This window comes from Winogradskyella epiphytica, assembly GCF_003217215.1.
Taxonomy (GTDB): Bacteria; Bacteroidota; Bacteroidia; order Flavobacteriales; family Flavobacteriaceae; genus Winogradskyella; species Winogradskyella epiphytica.
Genome location: NZ_QJTD01000004.1, coordinates 87,998 through 110,197 on the forward strand (window position 1 = coordinate 87,998; position 22,200 = coordinate 110,197).

Sequence of the window (22,200 nt, forward strand, 5' to 3'; positions counted from 1 at the left end):
CTCTCAAATTCAGAAATGTATTCCGCCAAACTTAGCCTTTCTACCCTACTTTTATTAATATCAATTTTTGGTTTTTCTCAGACTGAGGACGTGTATAACGCCTATTTAGTTGATGCCGATCTTAAGACAAAAGCAAACGCAATTGTGCGTTATGAAAAGGAACAGGTCGAAATTTTAAGTAGTAACCAAATCAAAGTTTCAACCAAGAGAATTACAACAGTTTATAACGAATATGGTAAGAAACATGTGAATGCCGTTGCCTTTTATGATAGTCACCGAGTGATAGGTAAAATGGAAGCGCGAATTTTCGATGCTATGGGTGAAGAAATCAAAAAGGTAAGAAAAAGAGATTTTACCGATGCTAGTGCGGTTAGCGATATTTCTATTTATGAAGATGATCGAGTTAAATACCTAGACTATGTGCCTTTAGACTATCCATATACGGTCGAGTTTGTAGTAGACATGACTTATAAAAGCACCGCTTTTTTTCCGGGATGGACTCCTATGCATGATTATTATGTGAGTATTCAACATGCGGAATATGAACTCATCAATTCAGTAGGAATTGAATTGAAAACAAAAAAGGAAAATTTCGAGAATTATAATATTAGAGAAATTTCAGAACATCATTTTGTGGCTGAAAATATCCAAGGGATTAAATATGAAGCCTACACTCCCGAATTATTAAGTATTGTACCACGTTATAAAGTGGCCCTTAAAAAATTCGAAATGGTTGGGGTTGAAGGTGTAAATAATAATTGGAATGACTTTGGAAAATGGATGTATGATAAACTTTTAACAGGTACAGACGAAATTCCTGAAGCTACAAAAGAACAAGTAAGACAACTCACAGCAGGAGTTGATGATCCAATTGAGCGCGCAAAGATTGTGTACAAATTTATGCAAGATAAAACGCGATATATCAGTATTCAAGTAGGAATTGGAGGTTGGAAGCCAATGTCGGCCACTGATGTAGATAAATTAGGATATGCCGATTGTAAAGGGCTAACAAATTATACCAAAGCTTTGTTAGAAGCTGTTGATGTTCCGTCTTTTTATACGGTTGTTTATGGTGGTAACAGCTTAAGAGATATTGATAGAGAATTCTCTTCAATTGAAGGAAATCATGTTATACTATGTGTTCCAACGGAAGATGAAAATATCTTTTTAGAATGTACAAGTCAAACTAGCCCTTTTGGTTTTACAGCGGGCTTTACAGATGATAGGAATGTTTTGTTAGTTAAGCCTGATGGTGGAGAAATTGTTCGTACTAAAGTATACGAGGCAGATGAAAGTGTTCAGGATACAAAAGCCATAATCAATATGGATGATTCAGGAAGTTTTACTGCAGACATTAATATCACCTCTACAGGTTTTCAATATAATAATCATGAAGGAATTGAAAATAGAACAGAACGAGATCAGAAATTATATTACAAGAAATATTGGAGTTATGTAAATAATATTTCCATTGACCACATAAACATCGAAAATGATAAAGAAGCGGTTGTTTATAAAGAGAATATAAAATTGTCCACAACGAATTATGCTTCAAAAAGTGGTGATCGACTTATTTTTCAACCTAATATGTTTAATAAGCTAACCGCTATTCCTCCTAGATATACAGAGCGAAAATTAGAATTTAAAATCGATCGTTCTTTTAAAGACACAGATGAGTTTATTATACAAATCCCAGAAGGTTTAAAAGTTGAAGCTATGACGGACTCTAAAGAAATTAATACAAAATTCGGAAGTTATAGTTTTAAGTTAGAAGCCATAGAAGGTAATAAGTTAAAGTATACGAGAACATTTGTTTTGCTAAAAGGAAGTTACCAAAAAGAAGACTATAAAGCCTTTAGAAATTTTAGAAAACAAATTGTAAAAAATGATAAAAGTAAAGTGGTGTTAACAAAAGTTTAGGGCACGCTTACTAATAAGAACAAAATATTAATTAAACAACTTTTCAACCCAGTTAGCAATGAAATACCTCTTATTAACTTTGGCATTTGCCTTAACCTTTAATTTATCAAACGGACAAGATTTTAGATTCGGAAAAATATCAGAAGCCGAGTTACAAGAAACTTTTCACCAGAAAGATTCTGCAACTCCAGCTGCTATATTATATCGAAACGAAGATATAAGTTTCTTCTTCTCTTCAAATGAAGGATTTATGCAACGTCGTAAGGTTCATGAACGAATAAAAATCTACAACAAGGATGGTTTTGATTGGGCTACTAAAAAAATATATTTATACCAAGGTTCAGGACAGAAAGAGTCTATTTCTACTTTAAAAGGATTTTCATACAACCTTGAAAATGGTAAAATAGAAAAGGATAAATTAAGAAATGATGGTAAGTTTACAGAGGATTATAGTGAATTTATAAAGATAAGTTCATTTACACTTCCAAATGTAAAAGAAGGTACTGTTATCGAATATGAATATACCGTAACATCTCCTCGAATTACTATAGACGATATCGTTTTTCAATTCAGTGTGCCTGTGAATAAATTAGATGTAAAAATATCAACTCCTGAGTATTATATTTATAATAAGCAGTCTAATATCCGTGCGAAATATCAGCCTTATATAAGTGAGTCGTCTGTTCATACAAGAACACCTTTTGATTATAAAATAAATATCTTAGAAATTAATGAGGTAGATGTGCCTGCGCTAAGAGAAGAGGCTTATTCTGGGAACATCAACAATTTTAGAGGTAAATTGGCCATGGAACTTTCGGTTATCTTAAATAGTAACAAGATTGTGAGCAAATCACTCTCTACAACTTGGGAGCAAGTATCAAAAACTATCTATGATAGTCCTAATTTTGGAGCTCAATTAGAGAGATTCAATATCTATAAAAATGACTTAGAAGCAGCATTGAAAGGTGTGGAAGATGATTTTGAAAAAGCACATCTGGTTGAAAAGTTGGTGAAATCTAAAGTAAAGTGGAATGGTTCTTACGGTATTTACACACAAAAAGGGGTAAGAACGGCTTACAAAGAAGGTGAAGGAAATGATGCAGACATTAACTTGATGCTAATTTCAATGTTGCGTTCTCAAGGTGTAAATGCTAGTCCGGTTCTAGTTAGTACAAGAAGTAATGGTATTCCTGTTTTTCCAACTCGAGATGGATTTAATTATGTAATTTGTAGTGTTCAAAAAGGAGATGAACAATTATTATTAGATGCAACTGAGCAATATACTACGAATAATATTTTACCTCGTCGTGCGTTGAACTGGCAAGGCCGCTTGCTTGAAAGCAGTAAAGAATCGAGTTGGGTTAATCTTCAACCACAAAGAATATCTACTGAGACCTCAATGTTAAATGTGAAAATTAATGATGATTTTTCGTTAACTGGAAATGTAGCCAAGCAGCTTACAGATTACGTGGCTTATTTCTACAGAGATAGGTATTCTAATGTCACAACCGAAGAACAAATTAAATCCATAGAAAAAGGTAAAGGTGATATAGAAATCATGGAGCTTGATGTTGAAAATGCAAAAGATGCTACACAGCCCATAAAATTGAAATACGAGTATGAACTTTCAGATGCAATTGATGAGGTAGGTGACAAACTTTATTTTTCGCCGATGTTATTCTTGGCAACAAAAGAAAACCCGTTCAAATTAGAGGAAAGAGAGTATCCTATTGATTTCGTTATACCTTATTCGGATAGATATATGGTCAATATTATGTTGCCAGAAGGCTATGTTGTTGAGTCTATTCCACAATCTGAAGCTATTCAATTTAAAGACGCTAACGTTAAGTTTACTTATCTAGTTCAACAAAATGGTCAATATTTACAGCTTAAAGCGCAGTTAGATATTGTTAATCCATTAATTTTGCCTGAAGACTATAAAGACTTCAAAACCTTTTATAGTAAAATTGTTGAAAAACAAGCAGAGCAAATTGTATTAACTAAAGCTTAAATATGGATATTAAAAACGCACAACAAGAAGTTGATAACTGGATTAAAGAGCATGGCGTAAGATACTTTAATGAGTTAACTAATATGGCGCAACTTACCGAGGAGGTCGGCGAGGTTGCTCGTATTATTGCTAGGCGTTATGGCGAGCAAAGTGAAAAAGAAAGCGATAAAGATAAAGACTTAGGTGAAGAATTATCTGATGTGTTATTCGTTGTCTTATGTTTAGCGAATCAAACAGGAATTGATTTGCAGGAAGCATTTGATAAAAAAATGGATAAAAAAACAAAACGCGATCACAATAGACATCACAATAATGAGAAATTGAAGTAGCTTTGTTTTCTTAGGTAAATCTCTAGTTCAAAAAATGAACGTCTACATAAAAAAATCAAAGCTTCGAAATCATCAAAAGGTTCAGATTACTGGGTCGAAGAGTGAATCTAATCGCTTGTTATTATTGCAAGCATTATATCCGCAGCTTCAAATTCAAAATTTATCAAACTCAGACGATTCGGTATTGATGCAAAAAGCAGTGTCGACAAAAGATAAGCTTGTAGATATTCATCATGCCGGAACGGCTATGCGATTTTTAACGGCTTTTTTTTCCATTCAGAAGAATCGAGAAGTAATTCTTACGGGTTCTTCACGCATGAAAGAACGGCCCATTGAAATATTGGTAGATGCCTTAAATAGCCTAGGAGCTGATATTCGCTATTTAGAAAACGAAGGTTATCCGCCTCTAAAGATTGTTGGACGAGATATTACCAAAAATAAGGTAACTCTTGAAGCAAATGTGAGTAGTCAGTATATTTCTGCATTGCTGCTAATTGCTTCAAAATTAGAGAATGGTTTAGAGTTGACCTTAATAGGCGAAATTACTTCAATGCCCTATATCCAAATGACTTTAAGTTTGTTGCGTGAAATAGGTATCGAAACCAATTTTATAAATAACGTTGTTTCTGTAAAACCATGTTCTTCAACAGTGTCTTCGCAAATTTTAACTGTTGAATCTGACTGGTCTTCTGCATCGTACTTCTACAGCATCATTGCATTAAGTGCGGTCGGCACAGAAATCATAATTTCCTCTTATAAAAACGAAAGCTTACAGGGAGATTCTGCTTTAGTAAGCATTTACAAAAACTTTGGAGTTAAAACAACATTCTTAGATAATTCAATTTGCCTTCAGAAAGTGGAGACCAATGATAAAAACTCTTTAAAACAATTCGACTTACGTGATGCTCCAGATATTGCACAGACTATCGCTGTAACCTCATTTGGATTAGGGAAGGAATGTCAATTAACGGGATTACATACCTTGAAGATAAAGGAAACGGACCGATTGGTTGCGCTAAAAAATGAGTTAGAAAAATTAGGAGCTCAAGTCACTATTACCAACGATTCTCTTCACTTAAAAGCCTCGGATAATATTAAACAAGAAGTTTCAATAAGTACGTATAACGATCATAGAATGGCAATGGCCTTTGCGCCATTAGGGTTATTAGTACCCATTGAGATAAAGAATGCGGAGGTGGTTAGTAAATCATATCCTGATTTTTGGAAAGACCTAAAACGCATTGGCTTCGATTACGATACAATATCATAGAGAATCCATTATTGCTGACCTAATTTATAAAGCTATTTACGTCTGTTTTTTTAATTCTATTGAATCATTTGTATTGCGCTAATACTCAATAATCTCATTGGTTTTTTATAATTAAAAATAAACGCCTATTTACTTGACAAGGCCTATCTTGAGATTGTATATTTGCAACTTCAAAAAATACAATAGAAACATGAAATTATCACACTTTAATTTTGACCTTCCAGATGAATTATTAGCTGAACATCCTGCAGAACACAGAGACGAGGCTAGATTAATGGTGCTTAACAGAGAAAAGCAAACTATTGAGCACAAACTTTTCAAGGATATCATTGATTACTTTGATGAAGGTGATGTGATGATTATGAATGACACAAAAGTGTTTCCTGCAAGATTATTTGGAAATAAAGAAAAAACGGGAGCTCGTATCGAAGTCTTCTTATTACGTGAGCTTAATCAAGATCAGCGTCTTTGGGATGTCTTAGTAGATCCTGCTCGTAAAATTAGAATTGGTAATAAACTATATTTCGGAGAAGATGAAACTTTAGTTGCGGAGGTTATCGATAACACGACATCTAGAGGTAGAACTTTACGTTTTCTTTATGATGGATCTTATAGTGATTTTAGAACCAAACTAACTGAATTAGGAGAAACACCATTACCAAAATATATTAAGAGAGAGGTAGAGCCAGAAGATGAAGAGCGCTATCAAACTATCTATGCAAAACATGAAGGCGCAGTGGCTGCACCAACGGCTGGTTTGCATTTTTCTAAACATCTTTTAAAAAGATTAGAAATTAAAGGTGTAGAAACAGCAGATGTTACATTACATGTTGGTTTAGGTACTTTCAATCCGGTAGAGGTTGAAGATTTATCGAAACATAAAATGGATAGTGAAGAAATCGTTATTTCAAAACAAGCTGCCGATATTGTAAATAGAGGAATTGAAAATAAAAAACGAGTATGTGCTGTTGGTACAACTTCTATGCGTACTGTAGAAAGCTCTGTATCTTCTAATGGACGGTTAAATGAGTTTGAAGGTTGGACTAACAAATTTATATTTCCTCCTTACGAGTTTAGTATTGCGAACTGTATGATTACAAATTTTCATACGCCAAAGTCGACATTACTAATGATGACTTCAGCTTTTGGTGGCTATGATTTTGTAAAGAGAGCCTATGAAGAAGCCGTTAAAGAAAAGTATAAATTCTATTCTTATGGTGATGCTATGCTTATCATCTAATTTAGATAAACATTAAATAAATAAAAAAAGCCTCTTCAGTGAGGCTTTTTTCTTTTTCAGTTTTTAATGTTTTACTAATTGTATAGCCTGTCCAATTGACGTGTATTGTAAAATAATGAAGGAAATAGTGATCCTTTAATCTAATCTTTTTAGGAGTTTTATTCAAATATGATCTATCACAATACAATTCATTACTTTTGCATCAGATGAAAACAAAAAAGAAAGACATACGCGCGTTAACCAAAGATCAACTCAGAGACTTCTTTGTAAATCAAGGAGATAAAGCCTTTAGAGGTAACCAGGTTTATGAATGGCTTTGGCAGAAATCGGCTTATAGTTTCGATGATATGACAAATTTATCATTGGAAACTAGGCAAATGCTTGAAGCAAACTTTGTGATTAATCATATAAAGGTTGACCAAATGCAGCGTAGCTCCGATGGGACTATAAAAAATGCCGTTAGATTACATGATGATTTAGTTGTAGAATCGGTACTTATTCCAACCGCAACTAGAACTACGGCCTGTGTGTCATCTCAGGTGGGCTGTAGCTTAGATTGTAGGTTCTGTGCTACCTCTAGGCTTAAACGTATGCGAAACTTGAATCCGGATGAAATTTACGATCAGGTTGTGGCTATAGATAATGAAAGCCGACTATACCATAACAGACCCTTAAGTAATATTGTCTTTATGGGAATGGGAGAGCCGTTAATGAACTATAATAATGTATTAAAGGCCATTGATAAAATCACCTCTCCTGAAGGTTTAGGTATGTCACCAAAACGTATTGTAGTGTCAACATCTGGAGTGCCAAAATTAATTAAAAAAATGGCGGATGATAATGTGAAATTTAAATTAGCAGTATCACTTCACTCTGCAATAGACGAAATACGGACATCAATTATGCCGTTCAATGCGACGTTTCCCTTAAGTGATTTAAGAGAAGCACTTCAATACTGGTATGCGGCTACAAAAAACAGAATAACCTATGAGTATGTTGTTTGGGATGGCATTAACGATAAACGTAAAGATGTAGATGCTCTGGTTGAGTTTTGCAAATTTGCACCAAGTAAAGTCAATTTAATAGAATATAACCCTATTGATGATGGTGAATTTCAACAAGCGAAATCTGAAGCTATAGATATGTATGTAAGGGTCTTAGAAGCAAATAATATTACGGTAACGGTAAGAAGAAGTAGAGGCAAAGATATTGATGCGGCTTGCGGGCAATTGGCTAATAAGGGGTAAGGTTTATTTTAGATTAAGACATAAAAAAAGCGGCAATTGCCGCTTTTTTATTTGAGAGAAATAATTAGTTTTTCATAAACTTAATTGTTTCAGAGTGACCATCAACACTCACTTTAGCTAAATATACTCCATCAGTTAAAGACGATAAGTCAATAGATTCAGATGTAGCATTTAAAGATTTCGTAAGTACATTTTGACCTAACACTGAGTAAATTTCAACGCTAGTCATTGCTGCAGCAGAAGATTCTAAATTAAGTGTTTTAATAGACTTATTATAATTGTGTGTAAACGTATTATTAGAAAAATCAATAACTGAAAGATCTTCATCATTTATTCTTATGTTATCGACATAGGCATCTCCACCGTAGTTGTCGTGCACAACTCTTAGTGATTCAATGTCATAATTACTTATTAGAACAGATTGCCCTGCTTCAACGTCATTTACAAAAAAAGTTACGTTAGTTTCTGATACTTCGGCTCTTACATTATACCATGTATTAGCAGTCCATGTCCCAATAATTTGAAACGCATCACCTGCTGCATTTAGAACGTTAATATTACCTAAATAGTTAAAATCGACAACCAATACGTAATAGCCATCAGTACCATCAGTACCTGTCAAGCCAAATCTAAAATCTGCACCAGTACCATCTTGCTGAGTAGCAAGCATATCAAAAGAAACAGTAAATGTGGAGTGCGGTATTGGTGTTGCGAAATCATAAAATCCCCCAACTACAGGTCCCTCTTGACCTGGGAATGCAGGCTCATTACCGAACTTAAATGAATAAGTACCGTCTGTTGCTTGAGCATCTGTAATCTCTTGGTTAGTAACAAAAGTACCTGGACCAGTACTAGTAGTTTCCCAGCCGTTTTGTGTGTTAATATCTCCTAAAGAAAAGCCTTCTGAAGCTTCAAAGGAAATAGTTTGTTGTGAAATTGCTGTTAAGCTTACCGCTAAACAAGTGATTAAAAGAGTAATTTTTTTCATGTGTATTGGTTTTTTAGTTAATGGTCTAAAGTTACAAATTAATTTGAATCGGAAAACTTATATTGCTATAATTCCTTTTTTAAGAATAAATATTAATAGAATTCGTAATTTCGCAAGGTTTAAAGCTAAAATGAAAATAACCGAACAAATAAAATTACCTATCGCTTACGAGATGGATCTTTTTGAACAAAAGTTTCAACTCTCTATGGCAAGTAAGGTAGCGCTACTGAATCGTATTACTCATTATATTGTTAACCGTAAAGGCAAACAAATGCGACCTATGTTTGTGTTCTTGGTGGCTAAAATGATGAATAACGGAGAGGTGAGTGAACGCACTTATAGAGGAGCATCGGTTATAGAGTTAATTCATACGGCAACTTTAGTTCACGACGATGTGGTAGACGATAGCAACCGACGACGTGGATTCTTCTCTATTAATGCTCTTTGGAAAAATAAAATCGCCGTTCTTATTGGTGACTTCCTATTGTCAAAAGGACTATTACTTTCTATAGACAATAATGATTTCGACTTGCTTAAAATTATCTCGGTTGCTGTTAGAGAAATGAGTGAAGGTGAATTGCTTCAAATTGAAAAAGCAAGGCAATTAGATATTACAGAAGATATATACTACGAAATCATAAGACAAAAAACGGCTACTTTAATTGCAGCCTGTTGTAGTTTAGGTGCTGCATCAGTAAAACCAGACTCGCAAGATGTAGAAACCATGCGAAAGTTTGGAGAATTGATAGGAATGGCTTTTCAGATTAAAGACGACTTATTCGATTATGGCAACGAGGCTATTGGTAAGCCTACAGGGATAGATATTAAAGAACAAAAGATGACCTTGCCTTTAATTTATGTCTTAAATAACTGCACGAAAAAAGAAAAATCTTGGCTAATCAATTCTGTGAAAAATCATAACAAGGATAAAAAACGGGTTAGGGAAGTTATTAAATTTGTGAAAGCCAATGGTGGATTGGATTATGCAGTTTCAAAAATGAAAGCTTTCCAAGAGGAGGCATTAGCTATTTTATCAAAATACCCAGATTCACCATATAAAGCGTCACTTAACCTCATGGTTGATTACGTGATAGATAGAAAAAAATAATTTCAAGCGACTGAAAATCATTTAGTTGCAAATAATATTGAATTATTTTAACTTCTCAAGCAACCCTTGGTAACAAAATTGCGTCTTTATAAATAGAAAGGCTTCTGAAAGCGATGAATGCCACCAGAACTTAAAAAAGACGATGAAAGTTATCCAACTTCATAAAAACGAAACTAAACTTATACAAAGAGCTGCGAAACAAAATCGCGAAGCACAGCATGTTTTGTATGAGCTTCATTCTCCTAAAATGCTCAGCGTTTGTAGATATTATATCCAAGACGTACAACAGGCAGAAGAGGTGATGCTTAATGGTTTTTTCAAAGTCTTCAAATATTTAAGCAATTTCAAGAACGAAGGAAGTTTTGAAGGTTGGATAAGACGCATCATGGTTAGAGAAGCTATTTCCTATTTAAGACAAAAGAAATCCATTGAATTTGCAACGGAAGATGATTATTTAGAGCATGATTCTTTCAATAATATTAATACCAATATCGAGTTGGCAGAGATACAGCAAGTCATTGATGGTTTGCCTGAAGGCTACCGGATGGTATTTGTTATGTATGCCATAGAAGGTTATAAGCATAATGAGATTGCGGTGCTTTTAAATATATCCGAAGGTACATCTAAGTCGCAATTGTTTAAAGCAAGACAAATGCTTCAAAAAAGAATAACAGAATTAAATAGCAACAGTTATGTCACCAATTAAGTTTGAAGAAAATATAAAGGACAAGCTCGAAAAACGTAGCTTATCTCCGTCAGCAGATAGTTGGTCAAAATTGGCTGAGCGCTTGGATGCTGAAGAGAAATCATCGAAAGGGCCACTATTTTGGTGGTTGAGTGTCGCTGCAGGTTTACTGATTATGATGGCTATAGCTGTACAGTTTTTTAGCATGGATGAAAGTGATCAGGTATCACCTCAAGTTGTAGAGGATACGAAAACGGAAATTCAAAAGGAGATTAAAATTGAGGATTCATTGCCCGAAAAATCAATTCAATTAGTGGAGGAAAAGGTGAAGACTAATGAAGAGCAAGAATTGCTATCTATTCAGAAGGAATCTCAAATTAAAGATTACAAAAAAGAAATTCAGGGAGAGTTTAAAGCAGAAACCAAATTAGTCAATCAAAAGGCTTCAGATTCAAACATAATTCAATTATCTAAAGAAGAATTGCTAGAAAAAGAAACACAAGATTTATTAGAAGAAGCTATAATGAATAATGCTATAGCCAATGCTTTTAAAGAGATAAAATCTGAAAATATCGCAGTTTCGGATGAAGAGATAGATTCCTTATTAAAAATAGCGAGTAAAGAATTGTTTAAAGAAAGATTGCAGTCTGAAACAACAAGAACCGTTGATGCAGATGCTTTATTAAGAAGTGTAGAAGACGAAATGGGTCAATCTTTCAGAAGTAGAGTATTTGAGGCCTTAAAAGAAAGTTATGAAACTATTAGGACCGCAGTTGCAGATCGAAATAATTAAAATTCATCAATAATCATCAATCAAAAAACGAACAATTATGAACACAATTACAAAATTAGTAGTGTACTTGGTTTTAAGCTTGTCATTCACAAGTTTATCAGCTCAAACAAAGGCTGCAGATTCTATTCGAAAAGCTGAAATCAATCAAAAGATTAGTGCTTTGGAAGAAAAAAAATCTAAAATCGAAGAAGAAGAAAAGGAAAGTTTAAAAACTAAAATATCTATCATCAATAAGCGTTTAGACGCGGGTGAAATAACGGCCGAACAAGCTGAGAATCTAAAGAAAGAAGCGGCAAAAGTAGCCGCGCTTAATATTGAAAATAGAAGAGATATACTAGATAAGCAAATAGCACTTTTACAACGAAACGCTAACGAAGCAGGCCTATATGTAAAGTCAGATACCGAAACGGATGGCTATCTTTTTAGAATAGGAGGGAGTAAAGATAATAGGGGTGACAGTTTTTTCTATCTGGGAGAAAAATCAAAAGATAAGCTAAGAAAGTATGATTTAAGAACATCTACTGATGTTGTATTTGCCATAGGATTTAATAATGCTATAATCGAAGGCCAAAAACTGGACGATTCTCCATATAAAATAGGCGGATCTGGATTCATAGAACTAGGATATGCTTGGAAAACCAGAATCTTAGAAAACAGTAATTTCTTCAGATTGAAATATGGATTTTCGTTACAGTGGAACAAGCTAAATATTAAGAATAATAACTATTTGGTTAATAACGATGGCACTATTGAGCTAGAGGAGTTTCCTATGAACTTAAAAAAAGCAAAATTTAGAACCACTAATTTGGTGTTCCCAATGCATATAGAATTTGGACCATCTGAAAAGATTGAAGGCGACCATTATTTTAGGTATTCAACCCATAAAAAGCTCAAAATAGGTTTAGGTGGGTATGCAGGAATAAATTTGGCTAATGTTCAAAAACTTAAATACAAGCAAGATGGAGACCGAGAGAAAGAAAAACAAAAGGATGAATTTGAAGCGAGTGATTTTATCTATGGACTAAGTGGGTATGTGTCCTTGGGAGATGTTGCATTATATGTGAAGTACGATTTAAATCCAATATTTAAAAATCAAGCTATAGACCAGAATAATATTTCTGTAGGTTTACGATTCGATATGGATTAAATAAAACAATGTGTTAAACTTAAAAAAGCCTTGGTCTAAATTAGATTGAGGCTTCTTTTTATGTTTCAATTTGATACGAACTTAAGTCCAACGATTGAAACGATTAGAGTCGTTATAAAAAATAACCGCCAAAACGTAGCGGGTTCCTTAAATATAAATATGCCAATGAGTACTGTGCCAACCGCTCCGATACCTGTCCATACGGCATATGCAGTTCCAATCGGAAGTTCTTGTGTCACTTTTACAAGAAGTAGCATACTTATAGCCAAGCATATCAAAAAGCCAACATACCAATAGCTAGCTTCAGTTCCAGTGGCTTCTTTGGCTTTTCCTAAGCAAGCGGCAAAAGCGACCTCAAATAAGCCTGCAATTATCAATAATATCCAATTCATCCTGATATTGTTATTTCATAAGATTTAATTAATTTCTAAACGAAGTTCGTGTTTTAATCAAGATTAACAAATTACTTTACGGCTTAAATTTTAAATACAAATTGTTTTATCTTAAATTTACCCACATTCCAATAGAGTGGAAAACGTTTTATAATTTCCGAATAAATTTAAAAAGATGCTTGCTTTAGATTCTACCCATAAACAGGCAAAATAATAGATATATGATTTCACAAAATTCCATAGCACAAGTGTTTGAAACTGCTCGCGTAGAAGAGGTTATTGGTGATTTTGTTCAATTAAAAAAATCGGGAAGTAACTTCAAAGGATTAAGTCCATTTAGCGATGAACGTTCCCCTAGTTTTATGGTGTCTCCTGTAAAACAGATTTGGAAAGATTTTTCGAGTGGCAAAGGTGGAAATGCGGTGACCTTTTTAATGGAACATGAGCATTTTACGTATCCCGAAGCAATCCGATATCTGGCTAAGAAATATAATATTGAATTAGAGGAAACTGAACGAACTGATGAGGAAAAAGCTCAGGCAGATACTCGAGAAAGTTTGTATCTAGTAAGTGAATATGCGAATACATATTTTCAAAAAATTCTTCATCATACAGATCAAGGAAAAGCCATTGGTTTAAGTTATTTTAAAGAGAGAGGGTTTACTGAGGAAACCATTAAAAAATTTCAATTAGGTTACTCCTTAGATGAATGGCAAGCCTTTACAGACGATGCTTTAGGAAAAGGCTATCAGATAGAGTTTTTAGAGCAAACAGGTTTAACTATTGTTAAAGGCGAAAAGCGTTTCGACAGATTTAAAGGCAGAGTTATGTTTCCAATTCATAGTATGAGTGGACGAATTCTAGGTTTTGGAGGTCGAATTTTAATCAACAATAAAAAAGCGGCGAAATATCTAAACTCGCCTGAAAGTGAAATCTATCATAAGAGTAAAATTTTATATGGTCTGTTTCATGCCAAACAAAGTATTGCTAAAGAAGATAATTGTTATCTGGTAGAAGGTTATACGGATGTGATTCAGTTTCACCAAACAGGAATTACAAATGTGGTGTCGTCTTCAGGAACGGCCTTATCACCAGATCAAATTCGCTTAATTAACAGACTTACTAATAATATTACGGTCTTGTTTGATGGTGATGCGGCAGGTATTAGAGCGTCTATTCGTGGTATAGATTTAATATTAGAGCAAGGCGTTAATGTAAAGATTTGCTTATTCCCTGATGGCGAAGACCCAGATAGTTTTGCGAAATCAAATACCTTAGAAGAACTTTCAACTTATCTTAATGAAAATGCGACTGACTTTATTCAGTTTAAAGCCTCTTTATTAGTAAGAGAAGCTAATAATGATCCCATTAAGAAGGCTGAAACCATTCGAGAAATTGTAAATAGTATTGCTAAAATTCCCGATCAAATTAAACGTGAAGTTTATATTCAGGAATGCGCGAGAATAATGGATATCAGTGAAAATGTACTATTTAGTACGTTAGCGCAAATCAATAAGAAGGAGACGGCCGAAGCAAGTAAGTCGTATAAGCCTGCTCAACCTGCCTTTCAAGTTGTAAAGAATGAAGAGCAGTCCAAACCAAAAATTGATGTTCAGTACCAATTGGAACGTAAAATTATTGAAATTCTAATGCTTTATGGTGACAGAACAGAAGAGTTTGAAGATTTGGTCATGCAAGAAGATGAAGCCACGGGAGAATTAATTTTAGAGCCAACAAAACATGAAGCACGCGTATTTGAGAAAGTGTATTTAGATCTTCAAGAGGATGAAATGGAATTTACTAACCCGCAGTTTAAAGTGCTTTATTATTCAATTATAGATAAGTTAAATCAAGACGAAGATTTTTCAACTAAAAACTTCATTAATCAACTCGATCAAGACGCTGCAAGTTTAATTACAAGTATTTTGATGGAGGATGAGCGTTATAACTTGCACGACTGGGAGCGAAATCAAATTGTACCTAAAGAAAAGAAAGACTCAGTACCACAGTTAGTGAGTCAAACTATTTTAAGCTTAAGATGTCATCTTATAGATAAAAAGGTAGCTGAATATAAGAATGAGACCTTAAAGGAAGATGCCGATTTACGTATCATTATCGAAGATGTTAAAGAGTATTTAGGGCTTAAAATGCTTTTATCCCGAAAATTAGGTAAAGTAGTAAGCTAAATTCTATTTATGTTAGATTGTGATGTTTTGCTTGATGTATTAAATCAACAATATTAGTGACATTTAGCTTTTTAAATAGTCTTGCTTTATAAGTGCTTACCGTCTTTTCATTAATATCTAGCTCTTGAGCGACTTCTTTATTCTTTCTGCCGATGGACAGCAATTTTAAAACTTCAACTTCTCTAGTGGATAATTTCTTAAACATTCTACTTCTACTCTTACGCGTGTCTTCGTAACGATAATGTTTATCCATTTTTTCACTGAGTGAAATTTCACCGATGATAATTTTTCTAATAGCTGCTTCGATCTCTTCTACACTTGCAGTTTTATGCAAGTAACCTGAAGCGCCTGCTTTAAGTGTGCTGATAGCGTAAATCTCTTCTGGTTGGTGACTAAACATCAACACATTTACGGATTTATTTTCATTTTTAATAGCTCTAAGAGCTGTGATTCCGTTTAGTTCTGGTAAGTCAACTTCTGAAATTATGACATCAACCTCATGGTTTCTCATAAATTCGAAAATTTCGATTCCACTACTTAAACTTCCTACAATTTTAAGGTCTGGTTTACTACTTAAAAATAGTTCTAATCCCTTCCGGACGATGGGATGACTGTCTACAATTAATATCTTTGTCATGGCAATAATATTTAGAAATAGGTTTGGGTTAGGGTTTGGGGGTGCTTTTTCTTTTAGCTCGGGTAGGCTAGCTGAAAATTAAAATCTATTCGAAATACTTCGTGAGGTTCTACATACAAAAATACAATAAATTCAATGAATAGTTGTTATTATTTTGATAAATTCAATAATTATTTTAAATCACTAGGAATTTCGCAAATTGGTATAGGGTCCATTTTATGTTTATTTGAATTATTGTATCTATTATAAATTTTAAGAACTTCACGTTTTCTACCTTCAAAATCGGATATTGTTTTACCTTCTTCTATAACTTTCATGGCCCATTCTAATTCTGGGTAAGAAGCGCCAATTTGATCTTCATCACTTCGGGAATCTCCGAATAATCCATCGCTCGGTGCAGCCTTCATAATCGAATTAGGGACATTTAAAAATTGACCTAATTCGTATACTTCAGACTTCATTAAATCGGCAATTGGACTCAAGTCAACACCACCATCACCATATTTTGTGTAAAATCCAACGCCGAAATCTTCAACTTTATTTCCCGTGCCTGCTACTAAGAGACCTTTTAGTCCCGCGTAATAGTAGAGAGTGGTCATTCTCAAGCGAGCTCTGGTATTGGCTAGTGCCATATCAACTGTAGCTTGATTCCCGTCTAGACTTACTTCAGTTTTAAATTCTTCAAAGACAGGTGTTAGGTCAACTCTAATATCAGTAACATTAGAAAAGTTAGATTTTAAGAACGAAATATGTTCTTGAGCTCTGGTGACATGACTCGCTGCCTGATGAATCGGCATCTCTATACACAAAAGGTCTAATCCTGTTTTTGCGCAAAGTGTTGAAGTCACTGCTGAATCTATACCGCCAGAAATACCAATGACAAAGCCATTAACTCCGGCGTTGGTGGCATAGTCTTTAAGCCAACCTACGATATGTTCTATAACCTTTTCCGTTTGCATAATATTTGAGTTTTTAATACAAAGAAGTGTACCTTTGCACAACAAAAATAGCCTATAAGAGTTAGGATTAAAAATGTTTTACTAAATGTTTGTACGAAATTACTTTATTTTCTTCTTAGGATTAATGCTTTTGTCTTGTGATTCAGATTCGAAGACAGAAAAGGAAATTGCGAAAATTGACACTGATTTTAAAGTGGAACGCTTTGATCAAGCATTTCTTAATTCTACACCACAAGACCTACCAAAGCTAAAAAAAGACTATCCGTTTTTGTTTTCTAAACAGATGCCAGATTCCATAGTAATAAGTAGGATGAAGGATACTTTACAACACGAGTTACTTAGTGAAGTTCAAAAAACTTTTCCTGATTTCAATTCCTCTAAAGAAGAATTAAATGGTCTGTTTCAACATCTAAAATATTACGATAAAACTTTTAAAACACCTCGCGTAATTACGCTTACAAACGATGTGGCATATAGAGAAAAAACGATTGTTACAGATTCAATTCTGCTTATAGCATTGGATAATTTTCTAGGTTCAGATCATGAGTTTTATCAAAACATACCAATGTATATCGCCGCAAATATGAAGAAGTCCCAGTTAATTACTGAGGTTACGGAAGGTTATGCGAAAAAGTATGTGTTTCAAACAAATCGAAAAACCTTACTTGATGAAATGATATATCATGGAAAGCTTCTTTATTTCAAAGATGTGATGATTCCTTTTAAGTCGGTTTCGGAGAGAATCGGTTATTCTGAAGAGCAACTGAAATGGGCTGAACTTAATGAAAGTCAGATATGGAGCTATTTTATTGAAAAAGAATTATTGTACGATACGGATCCTAAATTGTCTAACCGATTTATTGCAGATGCGCCTTTTTCTAAATTTTATTTAGAATTAGATAACGAGTCGCCTGGACGCTTAGGTCAATATATAGGTTGGCAAATTGTAAAGGCTTACGCTGACAATACAAGTGAGGATATTTTAAAAATTATGCAAACTGAACCTGAAGTCATATTTAGAAAATCAAAATTTAAACCAAGAAAATAATGTCAAAAACTATAAAGTCGAAAATAGAATTAAACGTTGAGCTTGATGAGAACAGAGTACCAGAAAAGCTACATTGGTCTGCCGAAGATGGTGGGGTAAATAATGAAGAAGCTAAAGCGGTAATGTTGTCAGTTTGGGATAGTAATGCTCAAGAAACTTTAAAAATTGATTTGTGGACGAAAGACATGCCGGTAGACGAAATGAAACTTTTCTTTCATCAAACTCTAGTGACAATGAGCGACACTTTTTTAAGAGCAACTCAAGATGAAAAGATGGCTGCTACCATGAAAGATTTTTGCGATTATTTTGCTGAGAAATTAGAGCTTAAGAAAGAATAGGCTCTTAGCGTCTTTATTTCTGGTAATAAGGTTTGATATTAAAACTTTCGGAAGGTATTTCTGTATAGTTCTTTTTATGAAAACGTTTATGTGTAATAAAAGCAGGTGGGTCATAAACTTCCCAAATGGAAAGTTTGTTCAATCGACCTGTTTCTGTTTTCATGTCTATTTCAATCTTTTTAATTAAACGATCAACAAGTTGTTGGTCCCCTAATCTCTGAACTTTTTCAGAACGTGTGCCGTTGTTACTTTGGTAGTGAATCCAATAGGCTTTTATAGGTTTTTTGACCAGTTCTTTTGGTGAGTCTAGGAGTGTGGAATTATTAGGGTTTGATCTTTGATTGCCTGATTTTAGGACTTCAGTTTCAGATGAGTCTCCTTTACCAGCCATTTGTGTATTCGACTTGTTTATCTCTCTAACTATACTTTCCGCGGCCATCACACTGTCAATAACATCCTTTTTAGGCGATATTCTAGTGGTAACAGGGTCGGCATTAATACTCAGCGGCTTAGTTTTAGCGGCTTCAAGGGGTTCGTGGCGGACTAGAGTGATCACAATAAGTTTGTCACTAAGCGCAACTTCTACAACATATCTGCCAACTGGAACATCTGATATAGGAATTTGTACTTCTGAGCCTTCAACATTAATCACGCGTTCAAAATCATCATTGTAAATCACAACTTCAAATATGTCGCGTTCACATCTTAAAATTATGCGATCTTCTGATGTATTTAAATAGTGCTTAAGCTCATCAGCTCTAAAATTAATGTTTTGAAATAAAGTTGATTTTTGACCATAGATAAACGAGGTCAATAGAAAGAACACTATCGTGTGAATCAATTTCATAATAAGTAGGTTTTGTTCTTGGGAAAACAATTAAAACATTAGGAAATTTGTAAAGGATTCGCAATGTTGAAAGCAAATATATAGGTTATTCTGAAAGGGAGGTTGTATTTTAAATAGGCTCTATATTATTTTAGTTTATGTGTAAATAACTTCGGCATAACACAGAATTCTTAGATGAACTTCATTTGAAAATATTGGTAGATATGATCATATTACGAGCTCTGTAAGTCATAGAGTATTCTTAAAGTTGATATTTGATACGTAATTCACTATAAGAGGCTTGTGTTACAGGTTAGCTATTTCATTATGAGTTTTGTAGTAAGGTGTCGTGTTAAATGTGTCTGATGTTAAGGAGTAGAAGTAATTCTTATCGGACATTTGTTGAGCCATAAACTTAGATGTATCATAAACCTCCCATACCATCAATTTATTGAGTTTGCCTGATTTACTATTAAGTTCGTGTTTGTGCTTAAGAATCATGCGGTCTACTGTGGCTTGATCTACTAGCTTCATTGTTTTACAAGAACCACTTTCATTGTTTATTTGCATAACCACCCAGTAGAACTTTTGTGGTTTGCGCGTTTTTTCATGTCGTTTCTTTCCAGTTAATATCGATTCTAAGCTATAATTTGGTGGGGTTTTTATAACCTTTAACTCTTCATCTAGCATCATGCCTTTACCTTCTGCAACCTCATTCTTTTGGTTGAGTAGTTCTGTACTACTATAATCTTGTGTGAAAGCGGGTTTTATTATATCAAAAACTATGATTTTATCTTCTAACCTAGCTTCAACAATAAATTCTCCTGCAGGCAATTCGTTTAAACCAATTCGAGTTTCATAATCTTCTACTTCGACTAAGCTTTCATAGTCTTCATTAAAGATTTCTACCTTTAAGATCTTATTCTCACTAGCTAATAATAAGCTGTCCTTAGTTAGATTTAAACTCTGTTGTAATTCTTTTGCTTTTGGATTTGTGTTTTTAATTAATATAGCATTTTGGCTAAATGAAGTGATGCTATAAACCAGAACTAGTAGTGTACCTATAAGTTTAATCATAATATTCACGTTTTAAATAAGAGGCTATATTTAAAAAGAATAATTAGTCTATTCTTATGTCTTATATTGATACTAATTTAGAGTGAAAATAGGTAAGTTGTTAAGAATCAGGATGTTTTGCATCTTTTATAGATAATGTACACTCAGCGCCGATATAATACGGAAAAACAGGGTTTAATTAGGCTGGAGTTTCATGGAGTTGACTTAAAAAATGTTTAAATTAGCTTATGCGAAAAATAGTATTTGGTGTCATAATTACCTTAGTAGTGGTACTTACGTTTAGGTATTGTGAAGATAAAAAGGAAGATAGAATTGTGATTGAAGAGCATAGCGCGCTCATACAAGAGCAAATTAAAAATGTCGGAAAGTTAGTCGTCACAGAAGGTCATTTTTCTGAAGTATTCAGCTATAAAAACTCTAAAGCCATTTTTGGTGATTTTATTTCAGCAGAAAAGAAGGCGTTGGTCGTCGTCAATGCAGATGTCACAGTTGCTTATGATTTAAGTAAGATTGAATACGAAATTGATGAAGCCAACAAAACACTTAGAATTATAAGTATTCCTAAAGAAGAAATAAAAATTAGTCCTGAATTCGAATATTACGATGTTCAGGCCGATTTTCTAAATCAATTTGAAGCTAAAGATTATAATACTATTAAAAACTCGGTAAGAAAGTCTTTAATGAAAAAGGTTGAAGCGTCTGACTTAAAATCAAATGCCCAAAACCGATTAATTAGTGAGCTTTCAAAATTCTTTATTTTAACCAATTCGCTAGGCTGGACATTGCAGTATCATGAAAATGCTATAGAGAATTTCGATCAACTGCAAAAACTTGAAGCTATTTTAGATTAGAGATTATCCTAACTTACCTTGTAAGCTATTCATGCCGCCGCCATTTATAGCGTCAATACCATTAGACTTCAGAATGTTAGTAGCGCTGCCAGATCGCATACCACTTGCACAATAGGCTATAACAGGTTTGTTAAGTTTTTCGATTTCTTTAATTCTGTTCTTTAATTCTGGTAATGGAATATGAACAGCAGATTTAATATGGCCACTTTGGTATTCGCCATGACTTCTAACATCTAATAGTACAGCATCTTTGTCAAGATACTCTGCAACCTTATTACCCGACTTCCCAAATAAAGCACTTAATATTCCCATAATTGTAATTTTTATTCAAATTTCCGAAAACTCTTATGAAGCGTCCGTAACCAAAGTTACATTAAACTAAAACGAATTGAAAAGCCGCACGATTTCTTTTTATTAAATTTACATTTTATACATATGTATTTTACCCGATTCCAAAACTCCGGAATCATTAAAAGGAAGTCTTTATAATATCAATGAAATCAGAAACACGACAAGAGGAAATTATAAGAGTAGCTGCAAAGCTTTTTAAAAAGAAAGGCTACAGTGCTGTAACCATGCGAGATTTGGCAAAAGAAATGGGAATGAAAGCCGCTAGTTTATATAACCATATTAATTCTAAGCAAGAACTTCTTAATAGTATTATTCTCTCCATAGCCGAGCAGTTTACCGAAGAGATGAGTAATATTAAAAATTCTAATTCCCCAACCGCTCAAAAACTAACCGATATTGTCGAGCTTCATATTAAATTAGCAAGCGAAAACACCTACGGCATGGCATCTCTAAATAATGATTGGATGCACCTGGGTGACCAATTGCAACACTATCTAACCTTAAGAAATGGTTACGAAGACGACTTTAGAGATATTATTAAAAAAGGCATTGAAAACAAGGAGATCGTTAATGAAAACCCTGAAATTATTCTCTTCTCCATGCTAACTACCTTGCGGTCATTGTATCTGTGGATTCCTAAAAAAGAGAATCTAGATATAAATAGTTTGTCTAAAAGTTTAAGTCAAATTTTAATTCAAGGTATTGATGCTTAAATTTTAACAAATCTCTATGGATAATTTTTGTAGATTTGTTGCTAGACTAACAAGTGTTAGTTAAAGATTTAAGTTTAACATAAC

Annotated in this window: 22 protein-coding genes; 15 read left to right on the forward strand and 7 right to left on the reverse strand. The window is 33.8% G+C overall.

Translation table 11 applies throughout. The features are described from left to right. Positions 1-15 precede the first annotated feature (15 nt). The 6 genes from DFQ11_RS10535 to rlmN all read left to right on the forward strand — a co-directional run bounded on the left by DFQ11_RS10535 (position 16) and on the right by rlmN (position 8,017). On the forward strand, positions 16-1,920 hold the full coding sequence (locus tag DFQ11_RS10535) for a DUF3857 domain-containing protein (protein WP_110475851.1): 1,905 nt from the start codon (positions 16-18) through the stop codon (positions 1,918-1,920). 58 nt (positions 1,921-1,978) lie between these two features. Beyond that, positions 1,979-3,931, forward strand: a complete 1,953-nt coding sequence (locus DFQ11_RS10540; RefSeq protein ID WP_110475852.1) for a DUF3857 domain-containing protein — start codon at positions 1,979-1,981, stop codon at positions 3,929-3,931. Between the two features lie 2 nt (positions 3,932-3,933). Further along, positions 3,934-4,260: a nucleotide pyrophosphohydrolase gene (locus tag DFQ11_RS10545; RefSeq protein ID WP_110475853.1), complete on the forward strand. Its 327-nt coding sequence runs from the start codon at positions 3,934-3,936 to the stop codon at positions 4,258-4,260. Between the two features lie 34 nt (positions 4,261-4,294). Beyond that, positions 4,295-5,530, forward strand: a complete 1,236-nt coding sequence (locus DFQ11_RS10550) for a 3-phosphoshikimate 1-carboxyvinyltransferase (protein ID WP_110475854.1) — start codon at positions 4,295-4,297, stop codon at positions 5,528-5,530. 190 nt (positions 5,531-5,720) lie between these two features. Then, a complete protein-coding gene (gene queA / locus DFQ11_RS10555) occupies positions 5,721-6,770 on the forward strand; it encodes a tRNA preQ1(34) S-adenosylmethionine ribosyltransferase-isomerase QueA (protein WP_110475855.1) in 1,050 nt (349 codons plus the stop codon). A gap of 206 nt (positions 6,771-6,976) precedes the next feature. Beyond that, positions 6,977-8,017, forward strand: coding sequence for a 23S rRNA (adenine(2503)-C(2))-methyltransferase RlmN (gene rlmN / locus DFQ11_RS10560; RefSeq protein WP_110475856.1), 1,041 nt, complete (start codon positions 6,977-6,979; stop codon positions 8,015-8,017). Between the two features lie 64 nt (positions 8,018-8,081). Here the strand turns inward: rlmN and DFQ11_RS10565 are convergent, their stop codons facing one another. After that, the gene (locus tag DFQ11_RS10565) at positions 8,082-9,005 is read right to left on the reverse strand and encodes a T9SS type A sorting domain-containing protein (RefSeq protein WP_110475857.1); all 924 of its coding nucleotides are present in this window, start codon (positions 9,003-9,005) and stop codon (positions 8,082-8,084) included. Positions 9,006-9,135: 130 nt separating this feature from the next. On the opposite strand from DFQ11_RS10565, the gene DFQ11_RS10570 reads away from it, so the two are divergent. The 4 genes from DFQ11_RS10570 (at position 9,136) to DFQ11_RS10585 (ending at position 12,738) form a co-directional block, all read left to right on the forward strand. Then, a complete protein-coding gene (locus DFQ11_RS10570; RefSeq protein ID WP_110475918.1) occupies positions 9,136-10,113 on the forward strand; it encodes a polyprenyl synthetase family protein in 978 nt (325 codons plus the stop codon). A 142-nt stretch (positions 10,114-10,255) separates the two neighbouring features. Further along, positions 10,256-10,819, forward strand: a complete 564-nt coding sequence (locus DFQ11_RS10575; protein ID WP_110475858.1) for an RNA polymerase sigma factor — start codon at positions 10,256-10,258, stop codon at positions 10,817-10,819. Next, the gene (locus tag DFQ11_RS10580; RefSeq protein ID WP_110475859.1) at positions 10,806-11,591 is read left to right on the forward strand and encodes a hypothetical protein; all 786 of its coding nucleotides are present in this window, start codon (positions 10,806-10,808) and stop codon (positions 11,589-11,591) included. The genes DFQ11_RS10575 and DFQ11_RS10580 overlap by 14 nt, the downstream gene beginning before the upstream one ends. 37 nt (positions 11,592-11,628) lie before the next feature. Beyond that, positions 11,629-12,738, forward strand: a complete 1,110-nt coding sequence (locus tag DFQ11_RS10585) for a hypothetical protein (protein WP_110475860.1) — start codon at positions 11,629-11,631, stop codon at positions 12,736-12,738. 65 nt (positions 12,739-12,803) lie between these two features. On the opposite strand, the gene DFQ11_RS10590 is transcribed toward DFQ11_RS10585, so the two are convergent. Continuing rightward, positions 12,804-13,130, reverse strand: a complete 327-nt coding sequence (locus tag DFQ11_RS10590; protein WP_110475861.1) for a DMT family transporter — start codon at positions 13,128-13,130, stop codon at positions 12,804-12,806. A gap of 221 nt (positions 13,131-13,351) precedes the next feature. Here DFQ11_RS10590 and dnaG point away from each other — a divergent pair, with 221 nt between their 5' ends. Beyond that, on the forward strand, positions 13,352-15,316 hold the full coding sequence (gene dnaG, locus DFQ11_RS10595; protein WP_110475862.1) for a DNA primase: 1,965 nt from the start codon (positions 13,352-13,354) through the stop codon (positions 15,314-15,316). 7 nt (positions 15,317-15,323) lie between these two features. Here dnaG and DFQ11_RS10600 read toward each other — a convergent pair whose 3' ends face one another. Together DFQ11_RS10600 and nadE are read right to left on the reverse strand one after the other, a co-directional pair. Beyond that, positions 15,324-15,953 (reverse strand): response regulator transcription factor, encoded by a 630-nt coding sequence (locus DFQ11_RS10600; RefSeq protein WP_110475863.1) that lies wholly within the window; start codon positions 15,951-15,953, stop codon positions 15,324-15,326. A gap of 170 nt (positions 15,954-16,123) precedes the next feature. Further along, positions 16,124-16,912 (reverse strand): NAD(+) synthase, encoded by a 789-nt coding sequence (gene nadE / locus DFQ11_RS10605; protein WP_110475864.1) that lies wholly within the window; start codon positions 16,910-16,912, stop codon positions 16,124-16,126. Positions 16,913-16,997: 85 nt separating this feature from the next. Here nadE and gldB point away from each other — a divergent pair, with 85 nt between their 5' ends. Next, entirely contained in the window at positions 16,998-17,960 is a 963-nt protein-coding gene (gldB, locus tag DFQ11_RS10610) for a gliding motility lipoprotein GldB (protein WP_110475865.1), read from the forward strand. Then, positions 17,960-18,298: a gliding motility protein GldC gene (gene gldC / locus DFQ11_RS10615; RefSeq protein ID WP_110475866.1), complete on the forward strand. Its 339-nt coding sequence runs from the start codon at positions 17,960-17,962 to the stop codon at positions 18,296-18,298. Before gldB ends, gldC begins: the two co-directional genes overlap by 1 nt. A gap of 13 nt (positions 18,299-18,311) precedes the next feature. Here gldC and DFQ11_RS10620 read toward each other — a convergent pair whose 3' ends face one another. Continuing rightward, positions 18,312-19,145 carry a hypothetical protein gene (locus tag DFQ11_RS10620; RefSeq protein ID WP_110475867.1) on the reverse strand — a complete coding sequence of 278 codons (834 nt, stop codon included), beginning with the start codon at positions 19,143-19,145 and terminating at the stop codon, positions 18,312-18,314. Positions 19,146-19,430: 285 nt separating this feature from the next. Beyond that, the gene (locus DFQ11_RS10625) at positions 19,431-20,201 is read right to left on the reverse strand and encodes a hypothetical protein (RefSeq protein ID WP_110475868.1); all 771 of its coding nucleotides are present in this window, start codon (positions 20,199-20,201) and stop codon (positions 19,431-19,433) included. Positions 20,202-20,428: 227 nt separating this feature from the next. Here DFQ11_RS10625 and DFQ11_RS10630 point away from each other — a divergent pair, with 227 nt between their 5' ends. Beyond that, positions 20,429-21,052: a DUF4230 domain-containing protein gene (locus tag DFQ11_RS10630; protein ID WP_110475869.1), complete on the forward strand. Its 624-nt coding sequence runs from the start codon at positions 20,429-20,431 to the stop codon at positions 21,050-21,052. 3 nt (positions 21,053-21,055) lie between these two features. On the opposite strand, the gene DFQ11_RS10635 is transcribed toward DFQ11_RS10630, so the two are convergent. Continuing rightward, positions 21,056-21,364 carry a rhodanese-like domain-containing protein gene (locus tag DFQ11_RS10635; RefSeq protein WP_110475870.1) on the reverse strand — a complete coding sequence of 103 codons (309 nt, stop codon included), beginning with the start codon at positions 21,362-21,364 and terminating at the stop codon, positions 21,056-21,058. A gap of 182 nt (positions 21,365-21,546) precedes the next feature. On the opposite strand from DFQ11_RS10635, the gene DFQ11_RS10640 reads away from it, so the two are divergent. Further along, on the forward strand, positions 21,547-22,116 hold the full coding sequence (locus tag DFQ11_RS10640; protein WP_110475871.1) for a TetR/AcrR family transcriptional regulator: 570 nt from the start codon (positions 21,547-21,549) through the stop codon (positions 22,114-22,116). Positions 22,117-22,200: the final 84 nt, after the last annotated feature.